We start from the raw sequence: 13,809 nt of genomic DNA, 5'->3' as shown, positions 1-13,809 counted from the left end.
AGGATGCATACATGAAAATGGACTTACGCTGCGGACCGTTACTGTTTTTACTGGCCTCAGGTTTTACCCACGCTGAAATCACTGAGCAGCAAATCAAAGCTGACTGTGCCAAAGTCCCGACCTACGCCAGCCAGGGCGAACAGTTCTACAAAGCTAAGAACTACGCAAAAGCGCGTGAAGCTTTTGAAAAGCAGGTCACCTGGAGCGAAGGCTGCCGCCTTGATGATAAAACCGTAGCGACGGCTTACAACAACGTGGCCCTGACCTGGATGCGCGAAGGACAATGGCGTAAGGCGCAGGCCTGGCTGATGATCAATCCCAATGATGCGAAGTCGGTTTACAACCTGGGTCTTATCAAAGATAAGCTGGCCGCACTGCCAAAGAACGATTCTCCTGCCGGTGAATACTGGAACTACGCAGGTCTGGCATCCTGGGAAACGCTGGTCATTAAACCTACAGAGCATAAATCAGACTATCAGGTTGATTTTCAGGGTTATTACTTTGGCATGATGGCTCTTTATTATGGCCCAAACATGGGTGAATTCTCAGAATTGGTCACGCTGAAAAACGATAAAGGCGTGATCGCGCTCAGGGAGGGCGACTATATCCACTGCGATATCTCACTTACGGTCACGCCTGAGGGCATCGACGCCAGAACCGACGACCCGCAAAACTGCGGTTTCGGTATGAATGTCAGCGCCGACGGACACTATCTACGGGTTGATTGAGCCTACAAGGTTTACGGCATCTTCGCGCAGCGCTACAATGCCCGCCCTTAATATGGGGGCACTCCCCTAACCGCCTCATTGAGTGAGGCGAGTCTGACCTGTCATCAGAACGAGAAAATTATGTTTAAACCGGAACTCCTTTCCCCGGCGGGAACGCTGAAAAACATGCGTTACGCTTTCGCCTATGGCGCAGACGCTGTGTATGCGGGCCAACCGCGTTACTCACTGCGCGTACGTAACAACGAATTCAACCACGAAAACCTGCAGCTCGGCATTAATGAAGCCCATGAACTGGGTAAAAAATTCTATGTGGTGGTTAACATTGCCCCACACAATGCCAAGCTGAAGACCTTTATTCGTGACCTGAAACCGGTGGTGGAAATGGGACCGGATGCACTGATCATGTCGGACCCGGGTCTTATCATGCTGGTGCGCGAAAACTTCCCCGACATGGACATTCACCTTTCAGTACAGGCTAACGCCGTAAACTGGGCGACAGTGAAATTCTGGAAGCAGATGGGGCTGACCCGAGTGATCCTCTCTCGCGAACTGTCACTGGAAGAAATCGAAGAAATCCGCACTCAGGTGCCGGATATGGAGCTTGAGATCTTCGTTCACGGCGCCCTGTGCATGGCCTACTCCGGTCGCTGCCTGCTCTCTGGCTACATCAACAAGCGTGACCCAAACCAGGGTACCTGTACCAATGCCTGCCGCTGGGAATACAACGTACAGGAAGGCAAAGAAGACGTGGTGGGCAATATCGTGCATAAGTACGAGCCTATCCCGGTACAAAACGTTGAGCCAACGTTAGGTATTGGCGCACCGACAGACAAAGTCTTTATGATTGAAGAAGCCCAGCGTCCGGGTGAGTACATGACCGCGTTTGAAGACGAACATGGCACTTACATCATGAACTCAAAGGATTTGCGTGCCATTGCCCACGTTGAACGTCTGACGCAGATGGGCGTGCATTCGCTGAAAATCGAAGGCCGCACCAAGTCATATTATTACTGTGCACGTACCGCGCAGGTATATCGCAAAGCCATTGATGATGCCGCGGCCGGTAAACCGTTCGACCCGCAATTGCTGGAAACGCTGGAAGGCCTGGCCCATCGCGGTTACACCGAAGGATTCCTGCGCCGCCATACGCATGACGACTATCAAAACTATGAATACGGTTTCTCCGTTTCCGAGCGTCAGCAGTTTGTCGGCGAATTCACTGGCGAGCGTAAAGGCGAGCTGGCAGCCGTACTGGTGAAAAACAAATTCACCGTTGGCGACAGCCTGGAGCTGATGACCCCACAGGGCAACATCAACTTTACTCTCGAGCAGATGGAAAACGCGAAAGGCGAAGCGATGCCAGTTGCGCCAGGCGATGGTTACACCGTGTGGATGCCTGTACCGGAGGATATCGATCTGAATTATGCATTGTTGATGCGTAATTTTACCGGTGAGTCCACACGCAACCCACATGCTAAGTAGTTAATTACGGTTATTTTTCAGCGTTCGGAAGATTCTTAGAAATCGATCACATACCGTTTCGTTCATTAAGGGTATTATCGCTTCCGCTGAAAAACATAACCCATAAATGCTAGCTGTACCAGGAACCACCTCCTTAGCCTGCGTAATCTCCCTTACGCAGGCTTATTTTTTGCCTGCCGTTTAAACTCTGCGAGTCCCCCTATTCTATTCACTACTTTCAGGCGAAAAAAAACCGGGCATTATGCCCGGCTTATTAGGTGATTAGAAATTAATGTGCTGCTTCTGGCTTGTGCTTTTGCGCACTCTGGAAACCATAGGTCAGCTCATTTTTCTCTTTATCCAGCGCAACGGTCACCTGACCGCCATCCACAAGCGAACCGAACAGCAGTTCGTTAGCCAATGGTTTTTTCAGGTTATCCTGGACCACACGCGTCATTGGACGTGCGCCCATTGCACGGTCGTAGCCTTTCTCTGCCAGCCAGTCACGGGCTTCCTGACTCACTTCCAGAGAGACACCTTTCTGATCAAGCTGAACCTGAAGCTCGACGATAAACTTATCAACAACCTGATGAATCACCTCTGTAGAGAGATGATCGAACCAGATAATGTTGTCGAGACGGTTACGGAATTCCGGCGTAAACACTTTTTTGATTTCGCCCATTGCATCGGTACTGTTGTCCTGATGAATAAGCCCAATCGATTTACGCTCGGTTTCACGTACGCCGGCGTTAGTGGTCATGACCAGCACCACGTTGCGGAAATCCGCTTTACGCCCGTTATTGTCGGTCAGCGTGCCGTTATCCATTACCTGCAGCAGCAGGTTAAAGACGTCCGGATGCGCTTTTTCGATTTCATCCAACAGCAGTACCGCATGCGGATGCTTAATGACTGCATCGGTCAGCAAACCGCCCTGGTCGAAACCAACATATCCCGGAGGCGCACCAATCAGGCGGCTAACGGTGTGGCGTTCCATATATTCGGACATATCAAAACGCAGCAGTTCAATACCCAGCGCTTTGGATAGCTGTACCGTGACCTCGGTCTTACCGACGCCAGTTGGCCCGGCAAACAGGAACGAACCAACCGGTTTATGCTCGTGACCCAGACCGGCACGGCTCATTTTGATCGCTTCAGTCAGCGCCTCAATGGCTTTATCCTGTCCGAATACCAGCATCTTCAGACGGTTACCCAGGTTTTTCAGCGTATCACGATCGCTTTGCGAAACGCTCTTCTCCGGGATCCGCGCAATGCGGGCCACGACGGACTCGATATCCGCCACGTTGACGGTTTTCTTGCGCTTGCTGACCGGCATCAGACGCGCCCGCGCGCCCGCCTCGTCGATCACGTCAATCGCTTTATCCGGCAGGTGACGATCGTTAATGTACTTCACCGCCAGTTCGACCGCTGCACGCACCGCTTTGGCGGTATAGCGGACATCATGGTGCGCTTCGTATTTCTGCTTCAGACCGTTGATTATCTGCACGGTCTCTTCGACCGATGGCTCAGTGACATCGATTTTCTGGAAACGGCGCGCTAACGCACGGTCCTTTTCAAAGATATTGCTGAATTCCTGATAAGTAGTAGACCCTATCACACGGATCTTACCGCTGGAGAGCAACGGCTTGATCAGGTTAGCCGCATCCACCTGGCCGCCCGATGCCGCACCCGCACCGATAATGGTATGGATCTCATCGATGAACAGAATGCTGTTAGTATCCTGTTCCAGCTGTTTCAGCAGCGCCTTGAAGCGTTTTTCAAAATCGCCGCGATATTTGGTACCCGCCAGCAGCGAGCCGATATCCAGAGAATAAAGGGTACAATCAGCCATGATTTCAGGCACATCGCCCTGGACGATACGCCAGGCGAGGCCTTCAGCAATCGCGGTTTTACCGACGCCAGACTCTCCCACCAGCAGCGGGTTGTTTTTTCTGCGACGGCACAGTACCTGAATGGCGCGCTCCAGCTCTTTGTCCCGGCCAATGAGCGGATCAATTCCGCCCACACGGGCAAGCTGGTTAAGGTTAGTCGTGAAGTTCTCCATACGGTCCTCCCCGCCAGCTTGCTCTTCGTTATTCGGCTGATTACCAGAGTCAGAAGACTGACTTGGTTCGTCTTTGCGCGTGCCATGAGAAATAAAATTCACCACATCAAGGCGACTCACTTCATGCTTACGCAGCAGATAAGCCGCCTGAGATTCCTGCTCGCTGAAGATAGCGACCAGCACATTCGCGCCGGTAACTTCATTGCGCCCGGAGGACTGAACATGGAAGACCGCACGTTGCAACACTCGCTGAAAACTCAACGTTGGCTGCGTGTCGCGCTCTTCTTCACTGGCAGGCAATACGGGTGTGGTTTGTTCAATGAAGGCTTCGAGTTCCTGACGCAGCGCCACCAGATCCACAGAACACGCTTCCAGCGCTTCGCGGGCCGATGGGTTACTGAGCAACGCCAGTAACAAGTGCTCGACGGTCATAAACTCATGTCGGTGCTCGCGCGCTCTGGCGAAAGCCATGTTTAAACTGAGTTCCAGTTCTTGATTGAGCATAGGCACCTCCCCCAATATTTATGCCTGCATTCAGGCTTTTTCTAGCGTACACAGCAACGGATGCTCGTTCTCCCTCGCATACTTGTTCACCATCGCCACTTTGGTTTCAGCTACTTCGGCAGTGAATACGCCGCAGATCGCTTTACCTTGATAGTGAACTGCAAGCATCAGTTGCGTTGCACGTTCTACGTCATAAGAAAAGAATTTTTGTAACACGTCAATAACAAACTCCATCGGAGTGTAATCATCATTGACTAATATCACTTTATACATAGATGGCGGTTTTAGCGCGTCGCGCAATTTATCTTCCGCCAGCAGATCGAAATCCAGCCAGTCGTTCGTCTTACCCATTGTCTGTCGTCATCTTCAGTTACGGTTTCCGGCAGAAAATCTTGCCGCTGACAAGCAGCCTATGCGCACAATCAATCTACCTCAAGTATTAGATAACTATCATCTATTAGTGCCATCCGCGACATCTGTCACATAACCGACAATAGCGTTAACTGCTTCAAATTTTGATGCATTTTTACCCTATTCCGTCTGCCTGGCGCTTGACGCCTCGCCTGATTTCTCTAAATTGTAGTTTCGAGAGTTGGCGAGGTTTTGAACAGCCCCCACTCCGCCACCGGTTCATTCCATCTTACTTATATAAGATTTACGAAGGATGTCGAAGTATGGAAACGGGTACTGTTAAGTGGTTCAACAACGCCAAAGGGTTTGGTTTCATCTGCCCCGAAGGCGGCGGCGAAGATATTTTCGCCCATTACTCCACCATTCAGATGGATGGTTACAGAACGCTAAAAGCCGGACAGTCTGTCCAGTTTGATGTCCACCAGGGGCCAAAAGGCAATCATGCCAGTGTCATCGTGCCTGTCATTGAAGCAGAAGCTGTCGCATAACTCTTCTGTCTCATTGTGTACATCCCGCAGTCAAAATGCCAGCCCTTGCGGCTGGCATTTTTATCTCAGTGGCATTATTCCCGCGCCAGGGCATCTACCGGATCCAGCCGCGCCGCATTTCGTGCTGGTAGCCAGCCAAACAAAATCCCGGTCGCGGTTGAGCACAGAAACGCCGTCAACAAGGCCACGGGTGAGAAACCAATTTCCCAGCCAGGCAGGAATAGCTGAAGCGTAAAGGCGATCAACATCGACAGGCTAATACCTAACGCACCGCCCACCAGACATACCAGCACCGCTTCAATTAAGAACTGCTGCAGCACGTCACTGGCGCGAGCGCCAACCGCCATACGAATGCCAATCTCGCGCGTTCGCTCGGTTACCGAAACCAGCATAATATTCATCACGCCAATCCCACCGACCACCAGCGAAATCACCGCCACCAGCGTCAGGAAGAGTTGTAATGTACGTGTGGTCTTTTCGGCAGTTTTCAAGACGCCGTCCATGTTCCACGTGAAGAAATCTTTCTTACCGTGGCGCAACGTCAACAATCGGGTGAGCTGCTGCTCGGCCTGGGCACTATCAAAACCGTCCTTCACCCGCACGGTTATCGAGTTCAGCCACGACTGCCCCATAATTCGCCCGGACATGGTGCTGTAAGGCAGCCAGACCCGCAGGATCTTGCTACTGCCAAACATCGACTGTTTCTCTTCTGCAACGCCGATAACCGTGGCAGGCATATTCCCCACCAGCACGACTTCGCCAACGACTTTCGCTTTATTGGGGAACAACTGACGCCGGGTATTGCTGTCGAGCACCACCACCTGAGCGCGGCCCGCCAGTTGTTCAGCGTTAAAAGTGGTCCCTTCGCTAAACGTCATGCCATAGACGTTGAAATAGTCGCCGCTCACGCCGTTAGCACTGGCTGCCACATCGATATTGCCATAGCGTAGCCGCAGGTTCTTCGACACCGCAGGCGTCACCGAACTTACCCATGGCTGCTTCTGTAGCGCCGTTAAATCGTCATACTTCAACGCCTGTTGATATTGCGGGTCGTCGTCGCCGAAATCTTTGCCAGGGTAGATATCGATGGTATTAGTGCCGATAGCGCGAATATCCGCCAGCACCAGCTGTTTAGCCGCATCGCCAACCACCACGATCGACACCACCGAAGCAATACCGATGATGATCCCAAGCATGGTCAGCAGCGTTCGCATTTTATTCGCGGCCATTGCCAGCCAGGCCATAGTGAGGGCTTCACGAAAACCACTGACAAACTGCCCCCAGCCGGACGCCGCTTTCACCGTCGGCTCCACGATGTCGCGCCCGCCAGAGGGCTTGTGTGACGGAGGATTGCGCACAATCTCGCCGTCACGAATTTCAATGACGCGTTCAGCCTGCGCGGCGACCTGGCTATCGTGAGTGACGATAATCACCGTATGCCCGCGATCGCGCAACTGATGCAAAATCGCCATCACCTCTTCGCCGGAATGGCTGTCCAGCGCACCGGTGGGTTCGTCAGCAAGGATCACCTGCCCTCCGTTCATCAGCGCACGCGCAATACTGACCCGCTGCTGCTGACCACCGGAAAGTTGAGAAGGCTGATAGTCAACTCTGTCACCCAGCCCCAGCCGCTGAAGGAGTTCCTGCGCACGAGCCAGGCGCTGTTTGCGTTCGGTGCCAGCGTAGACCGCGGGTACCTCAACATTTTGCGCGGCGGTTAAATGCGACAGCAAATGATAACGCTGGAAGATAAAACCGAAATGCTCACGACGCAGTTGCGCTAGCGCATCGCTATCCAGCGTGGAGACATCACGCCCGGCAACCCGATACGTACCGCTGGTGGGTTTATCCAGACAGCCGAGAATGTTCATCAGCGTCGATTTACCCGAGCCAGACGCCCCGACAATCGCCACCATTTCCCCGGCCTGAATGCTCAAGGATACGTCCTTCAACACCTCAACCTGGCCTTCGCCTGACGGATAGCTGCGGCGGATATTGCTCAGTTCAAGCAATGCCGTCATTTTGCAGCTCCAGCGTTGCCCTCACCGGTGATGACTTCATCCCCCTCTTCAAGCCCTTTCACGATCTCCACATCGGTGTCATTACGCGCGCCGATAATCACTTCACGTTCGCGGGTTTCGCCGTTGCGCAGCAGCCTGACGTTATAACGATTGTTGCCGATAGGATCGCCCAATGCCGACAGCGGGATCGTCAGGACATTTTTAACATCCGTAAGCTGAATATGGACCTGCGCGGTCATATCCAGGCGCAGGATCCCTTTCGGGTTGGGAACTTCGAAGCGAGCATAGTAGAAAATAGCGTCATTCACTTTTTCTGGCGTCGGAAGAACATCTTTGAGCTTACCTTCGTAACGCGTCTGCGGATCGCCGAGAACGGTAAACCAGGCCTTTTGCCCAGGATGCAGATGAATCACATCCGCCTCGGAAACCTGCGCTTTCACCAGCATGGTGCTCATATCGGCCAGCGTCAGAATGTTAGGTGCCTGCTGGGCGGCAATAACGGTTTGCCCCTGCAGGGTAGTAATTTGCGTGACTTCACCTGCCATTGGCGCGACGATGCGGGTGTAATCAAGGTTAGTTTTTGCCGTATCAAGAGAGGCCTGATTACGCTTAATTTGTGCGTCAATTGTGCCGATTTGCGCCTGTTTTACCGCCATCTCGGTAGCCGCGGTGTCGAGATCCTGCTGTGAGACCGCCTGGGTTTTCGCCAACTGTTGCTGACGGGAAAGCGTCACCCGCGCCAGTTTCCACTCGGCTTCAGCCTGTAACCGCTGGGCGCGTAATTCCATCAGCGTCGCTTCGACCTCTTTGATCTGGTTTTGCGCCTGTTCAGGATCGATAACGCCGAGCAGTTGATCTTTTTTTACTTTGTCGCCAATCGCGACAGACAGCGTTTTTAACTGCCCACTGACCTGCGCCCCGACGTCAACTTTACGCAGCGCATCCAGTTTCCCGGTTGCCAGTACGCTTTGCTGCAGATCGCCCGGACGAACAATTAAGGTTTGATACTGAGGTAAAGGCGCATTAAGCGTTCGCCAAAGTGCAATTATCGCCACAATAATGATGATGGCGAAAAGAATATAGCGTTTTTTGATTTTTCCCTTGAGCTTCATAAATGTCCCAATTTCCCCCAATACGTCCACCAGAGTGAAGTGTTAAACATCAACGTTAAATAAATAGCCGTTGAAAAATGCAAGAATAACAGAGTTATTGATGAATGGTTAAGATCCGCTGTGCTGAAATTAGTGCCAGAGTATCCATCGGATTGTTATTATGAGCCAGCTAACTGACAGCACTTTTCATTCTTCAAAACCAGTCACAAGTTTTAGTCTCTTTTGTAGCCTGATGACCGGACATTGGCGCCCCGGAAAATTTTGGCATCAGCGAAGCTTTCGTCGTAAGTTTTTGTTGCGCTCAGCGCTTATGCCGAGATTAACGCGTGAATGGATGTCTGAGCTGGCACAATGGCCTGACCTGGATAGCGTACTTGCACGCCAGCCTCGATTGCCGGTTCGTTTGCATCGCGCCTATCTTGCGCAAAACCTTGACCGGAAGACGAAACTGGATGCTGTGCGTTATCATTACCATGCTATCCGCAGCTCTTTTTCAACCACTGAGTTTAAGGATTATTTAAGTGCAGATGGATTACAACTGGCACAAATTGAAGGCAAAAACAGCGAAATATTTAACGTAATAATGGCCTCATTTATCTCACTGGATAAAGAAGGTGAAAGCACCATTTTGGTACGTAATTGCGCTGGCGAGACTTTAGCGGAAATGACGTTTACGCTATGCAATTATCAAGGAAGCAGTACGTTGTTTATTGGCGGGTTACAGGGAGGCAGCCGATTACTGCCACATGAAGAAATTCAAAAAGCGACCAAGTCATGCCATGGGATTTTCCCAAAACGTATTGTGATGGAAGCCATTTGCTGTTTTGCAGAACAATTGAATGTCGAACAAATTCTTGCTGTCAGCAATGAACAGCATATTTTTCGCAGCCCTCGTTACCACGACAAAAACAAGGTAATCCTTTCCGACTACAACACATTTTGGGAGTCGGTTGGCGGTGAGTGCGACAGCCACGGTTACTATCATATTCCACGCACAATGGCGCGAAAAAGCGAAGCGGACATTGCCAGCAAAAAACGCGCGGAATACCGCCGTCGCTATCAGCTACTGGACAGCATCCACTCGCAGCTGTCGTCGATGTTTCGCCACTAATCCGCTCTGCCGCGTGCCAACCACAGCACGCGGGAAAACATTTTTCGCAGCAACGTTGGCACCGCGTCAACGCCGCGCCGCCCGGCTTCCATCGCCACCTCAATGGCTAAATCTGGTTTTGACGACCGGTGAATCGCTTTTGAGATAATTTTGCGCATATTCATGGGCACGTTTTCGGGGATTTGCGCCACCCGGTGAAAAACGTCAGCGAATCCCTGGCGATACATAAAGTGTTCCATATCCAGCGCGGGGAGCATGGTTAAATGATCGCGCTCTTCTTCCCTGTCGTTATTCAATAAACTCCGCACCGTAGCGGCATACTTTTTCCCGGCTTCATCTCCATCGACCAGCACATGCCACTCGATTCCCATCCGGCGGGCAAACTTAACCAGCGGCTTAAGTCCAGACTGGGCAAATTCAATCACCTTGATACCTTCCGCGTCAAAATGGTGGCCGCACTGTCGGGCCAGTTCGTTAATGACCCAGGTTTCCGTTTCGCCTTCCACCAGTAGCCAGCAGCGAGCAAACAACGACGAAGCACGATTGAAACGAATATGGAAGGCAATGCGCCGACCATCTTCTGCGCTGATCCCACCCGGTCCAAGCCGCCAGGCAGCAACCCGGGAGGATTCACGCACCAGGCGGACAACGTGTTCCACGGGCGTGAGGGACAGCAGTTCACCAGAGTTGGTAGTCGCTACCCGCTGCAGAGGCAGTAAATTCAGCAGGTGCCAGGCAACGGAGAGCATAATAGGATGTAAACGCGTTTCCGGATCTTCGACCAGCAGCAAAGGCCGGGCGTCTTTATCCAGTCTCAGCGTACCTTTGGCCTGTAACAACGTTGAAAACAGGCCCAGCAGGATCACCCGGTGCGTGCGTCCGCCGGGTTTATCAATCATCCGGTTGATAATATCCAGATAGCGCCAGCTACGTTGTTCGTTATTAGAACGCCGACGCATCAGACGATAGCGGGACTGGCCGGAACCCTGCTCAGAAAAATAGTGTTCTAACAGCTGGACCATAGCCGATAGCCCCTGACGTATCTGCCCATCTGTCAGGTTTTGCGGTCGGGTGGCCAATTCGCGCGCCAGAAAATCCAGTTGCCGGGCGGTCACTTCGACATCCGCCGAATCCGGCACCGTACCGTTACGGATACGTCGCATGAAACGCGCGTCGCGCAGGCGCAGGACCGGCATCAAACGCACGAGATGCCGCGCCATATCGTTAATGTCGTCAAGAGTGAGCGGGTGGCCCTCGCCATCAAGAAAACTGCGTAACGTCAGAACGCTACCATCATCCGCACATTCACCTTCCAGCCGATAGAAAATGCGGTGATAGCCATCCTGGCACTGCGTCCAGCAGTTTTCCAGAGGACGATATCTGCGTACGCGGTGGCGACCCGGTTGAGACTCACGAAAGGTCAGGATGATATGCAGGTGATGTTCCCGCCCTTGTATATCACCCGGCGGGAACCAAAAATCTTCGCGGTCAAAGTGGTACAAATCAGTTTCCGGTGACAGCAGAAGGGTTAAGGCATCCAGCAGACTGGACTTCCCCCACGCGTTCTCCCCAATCAGCACGTTGCTCTGCTCCAGCATCAACGACAGACGGTTAATACCACGAAATCCAACAATCTCAACGCGTTCGAGAATCATATAGCCTCCGGAAATGCTAACTTTTTCCTTCAAGTTATCAGGAGTATAACGGCAAGCGGGCGCGCAGGACACCCGATATCATCAGGAGGTTAGTCGCAGAAATTGAATAATATAAGAATATTCTTCTTATGTTTTCCTCGGAATATTATTTCAGAACTCAATCATCACCTTTTTCTAATTGAACTATGCTTCATTCATCCAATATTCATAAAGGAATAACAACATATTGCCTTAAATCAAATTTTTTCATCAATTTAACTGGCGAAGGGATGATTTTTTTATCTAAAATACCCGCTCTTTCATCATCGTCCCTTTTTAGCGATGAATTACCGGGCAAGGAACACGAACCCGGAACTTTTAATTGAGGTGGTTATGTTCAGGAAATTAGCAGCCGAATTCTTCGGTACGTTTTGGCTCGTCTTTGGCGGGTGCGGTAGCGCAATACTGGCCGCAGCATTCCCGGAGTTGGGTATTGGATTTGCCGGTGTGGCCCTGGCGTTTGGTCTGACCGTACTGACCATGGCATTCGCCGTAGGTCATATTTCCGGTGGGCACTTTAACCCAGCGGTAACCTTCGGTTTATGGGCTGGCGGTCGCTTCCCGGCAAAAGACGTTATTGGTTATGTTATTGCTCAGGTTGTGGGCGGTATTGTTGCAGCAGCGGCGCTGTATCTTATTGCCAGCGGTAAAGCAGGTTTTGATGCCTCCGCCAGCGGTTTTGCCTCGAACGGCTTTGGTGAACATTCACCAGGCGGCTATTCCATGCTTTCTGCCGTAGTAATTGAAATTATTCTGACCGCTGGTTTCTTATTAGTAATCCATGGCGCAACTGATAAACATGCTCCGGCAGGTTTTGCCCCCATTGCGATTGGTCTGGCGTTAACCCTGATCCACTTGATCAGTATTCCGGTTACCAACACGTCGGTAAACCCGGCGCGTAGTACCGCAGTAGCCATCTTCCAGGGTGGCTGGGCGTTACAACAATTGTGGTTCTTCTGGGTTATGCCGATTATCGGTGGGGTTCTCGGCGGTCTTATTTACCGCACCCTGCTCGAAAAACGCGATTAATCGCTAACAAAAAGGCCTGGCGAAAGTCAGGTCTTTTTTTTCCTCTCTATATTTCCTTTTATTTGCAACTTTACTCCCCTCTTTGCATTGAGTAGTGTGTGCTGGCGCATTTCGTCTTACATCTCAGCAAGGATCGGGTTTTCATGTTTTCAGGGCTGTTAATCATTCTGGTTCCCCTTATTGTGGGCTACCTTATTCCGCTTCGGCACAGGGCTGCATTAAAACTCATCAATCGCCTGTTGAGCTGGATCGTCTACCTTATTCTCTTTTTTATGGGTATCAGTCTGGCGTTTCTGGATAATCTCGCCAGTAACCTGCTGGCCATTCTTCATTATTCTGCAGTCAGCGTGACGGTCATTTTGCTGTGTAATATCGCGGCGCTGTTCTGGCTGGAGCGTACGCTGCCCTGGCGACATAATCACAAGCAAGAAAAGCTCCCCTCACGAATAGCAATGGCGCTTGAGTCACTTCAGCTTTGCGGCGTCGTCGTCATCGGTTTTCTGCTCGGCCTCACCGGTCTTCCCATTCTGCAGCACGCCACCGAAGCCAGCGAATATACGTTAATCTTTTTACTGTTCCTGGTGGGGATCCAACTGCGCAACAGCGGTATGACCTTAAAGCAAATTGTGCTGAATCGCCGGGGGATGATTGTAGCGGTGGTGGTGGTCGCCAGTTCGATGCTGGCGGGGGTTATCAATGCGTTGATTCTCGGCCTGCCGTTGAAAACCGCGCTGGCGATGGCGTCAGGTTTTGGCTGGTATTCCCTGTCAGGTATTTTGTTGACCGAATCGTTCGGCCCGGTAATTGGGAGTGCCGCCTTCTTCAACGACCTGGCGCGCGAGCTGATCGCCATTATGTTGATTCCAGGACTGGTTGGCCGTAGCCGCTCTACCGCGTTGGGGCTATGTGGCGCGACATCAATGGATTTCACCCTGCCCGTACTACAACGCAGCGGCGGCCTGGAAATGGTCCCGGCAGCCATCGTTCACGGTTTTATTCTGAGTCTGTTGGTGCCTCTGCTGATGGCGTTTTTCTCCGCCTGAAACCCGAACAAATACCTCCCTGGCGGTAGTCAGCTACCGCCAAAATTGCGCTAAATCAATCTCCCTGCAAGTTGTAGCAGAAATCCCTTTTATCCCTTCGCGCACAGGCATAACCTTAAACATGTATATTAAATATAACTTTAAA

Annotated in this window: 11 protein-coding genes; 6 read left to right on the top strand and 5 right to left on the bottom strand. The window is 51.7% G+C overall.

Annotated features, from left to right (window positions below):
• Positions 1–17 precede the first annotated feature (17 nt).
• Both OGW16_RS22180 and trhP read left to right on the top strand, forming a co-directional pair.
• Positions 18–728 (top strand): tetratricopeptide repeat protein, encoded by a 711-nt coding sequence (locus OGW16_RS22180; protein WP_172863322.1) that lies wholly within the window; start codon positions 18–20, stop codon positions 726–728.
• Positions 729–848: 120 nt separating this feature from the next.
• Positions 849–2,210, top strand: a complete 1,362-nt coding sequence (trhP, locus tag OGW16_RS22175; RefSeq protein ID WP_043016896.1) for a prephenate-dependent tRNA uridine(34) hydroxylase TrhP — start codon at positions 849–851, stop codon at positions 2,208–2,210.
• Positions 2,211–2,478: 268 nt separating this feature from the next.
• Here trhP and clpA read toward each other — a convergent pair whose 3' ends face one another.
• Positions 2,479–4,755: an ATP-dependent Clp protease ATP-binding subunit ClpA gene (gene clpA / locus OGW16_RS22170; RefSeq protein WP_286518866.1), complete on the bottom strand. Its 2,277-nt coding sequence runs from the start codon at positions 4,753–4,755 to the stop codon at positions 2,479–2,481.
• Between the two features lie 30 nt (positions 4,756–4,785).
• Positions 4,786–5,106, bottom strand: coding sequence for an ATP-dependent Clp protease adapter ClpS (gene clpS, locus OGW16_RS22165; RefSeq protein WP_003036810.1), 321 nt, complete (start codon positions 5,104–5,106; stop codon positions 4,786–4,788).
• A 323-nt stretch (positions 5,107–5,429) separates the two neighbouring features.
• Here clpS and cspD point away from each other — a divergent pair, with 323 nt between their 5' ends.
• Positions 5,430–5,654: a cold shock-like protein CspD gene (gene cspD, locus OGW16_RS22160; protein ID WP_003036813.1), complete on the top strand. Its 225-nt coding sequence runs from the start codon at positions 5,430–5,432 to the stop codon at positions 5,652–5,654.
• Between the two features lie 74 nt (positions 5,655–5,728).
• On the opposite strand, the gene macB is transcribed toward cspD, so the two are convergent.
• Together macB and macA are read right to left on the bottom strand one after the other, a co-directional pair.
• Positions 5,729–7,675 carry a macrolide ABC transporter ATP-binding protein/permease MacB gene (gene macB / locus OGW16_RS22155; protein WP_043016897.1) on the bottom strand — a complete coding sequence of 649 codons (1,947 nt, stop codon included), beginning with the start codon at positions 7,673–7,675 and terminating at the stop codon, positions 5,729–5,731.
• On the bottom strand, positions 7,672–8,787 hold the full coding sequence (macA, locus tag OGW16_RS22150; RefSeq protein ID WP_080624943.1) for a macrolide transporter subunit MacA: 1,116 nt from the start codon (positions 8,785–8,787) through the stop codon (positions 7,672–7,674). Before macA ends, macB begins: the two co-directional genes overlap by 4 nt.
• A gap of 160 nt (positions 8,788–8,947) precedes the next feature.
• Here macA and OGW16_RS22145 point away from each other — a divergent pair, with 160 nt between their 5' ends.
• The gene (locus OGW16_RS22145) at positions 8,948–9,898 is read left to right on the top strand and encodes a VirK/YbjX family protein (RefSeq protein WP_075145940.1); all 951 of its coding nucleotides are present in this window, start codon (positions 8,948–8,950) and stop codon (positions 9,896–9,898) included.
• On the opposite strand, the gene OGW16_RS22140 is transcribed toward OGW16_RS22145, so the two are convergent.
• Positions 9,895–11,553 (bottom strand): ATP-dependent endonuclease, encoded by a 1,659-nt coding sequence (locus tag OGW16_RS22140; RefSeq protein WP_043016900.1) that lies wholly within the window; start codon positions 11,551–11,553, stop codon positions 9,895–9,897. The two genes, OGW16_RS22145 and OGW16_RS22140, sit on opposite strands and share 4 nt — an antisense overlap.
• 372 nt (positions 11,554–11,925) lie before the next feature.
• Here OGW16_RS22140 and aqpZ point away from each other — a divergent pair, with 372 nt between their 5' ends.
• Positions 11,926–12,621 carry an aquaporin Z gene (aqpZ, locus tag OGW16_RS22135; RefSeq protein ID WP_043016901.1) on the top strand — a complete coding sequence of 232 codons (696 nt, stop codon included), beginning with the start codon at positions 11,926–11,928 and terminating at the stop codon, positions 12,619–12,621.
• Between the two features lie 143 nt (positions 12,622–12,764).
• Positions 12,765–13,664 carry a LysO family transporter gene (locus tag OGW16_RS22130; RefSeq protein ID WP_043016902.1) on the top strand — a complete coding sequence of 300 codons (900 nt, stop codon included), beginning with the start codon at positions 12,765–12,767 and terminating at the stop codon, positions 13,662–13,664.
• Positions 13,665–13,809: the final 145 nt, after the last annotated feature.

The organism is Citrobacter sp. Ce104 (assembly GCF_030334595.1).
In the GTDB taxonomy this organism is placed as follows: Bacteria; Pseudomonadota; Gammaproteobacteria; order Enterobacterales; family Enterobacteriaceae; genus Citrobacter; species Citrobacter europaeus.
The sequence above is the reverse complement of the archived record's forward strand: the minus strand, read 5'-3'. Positions and strand labels throughout refer to the sequence as shown.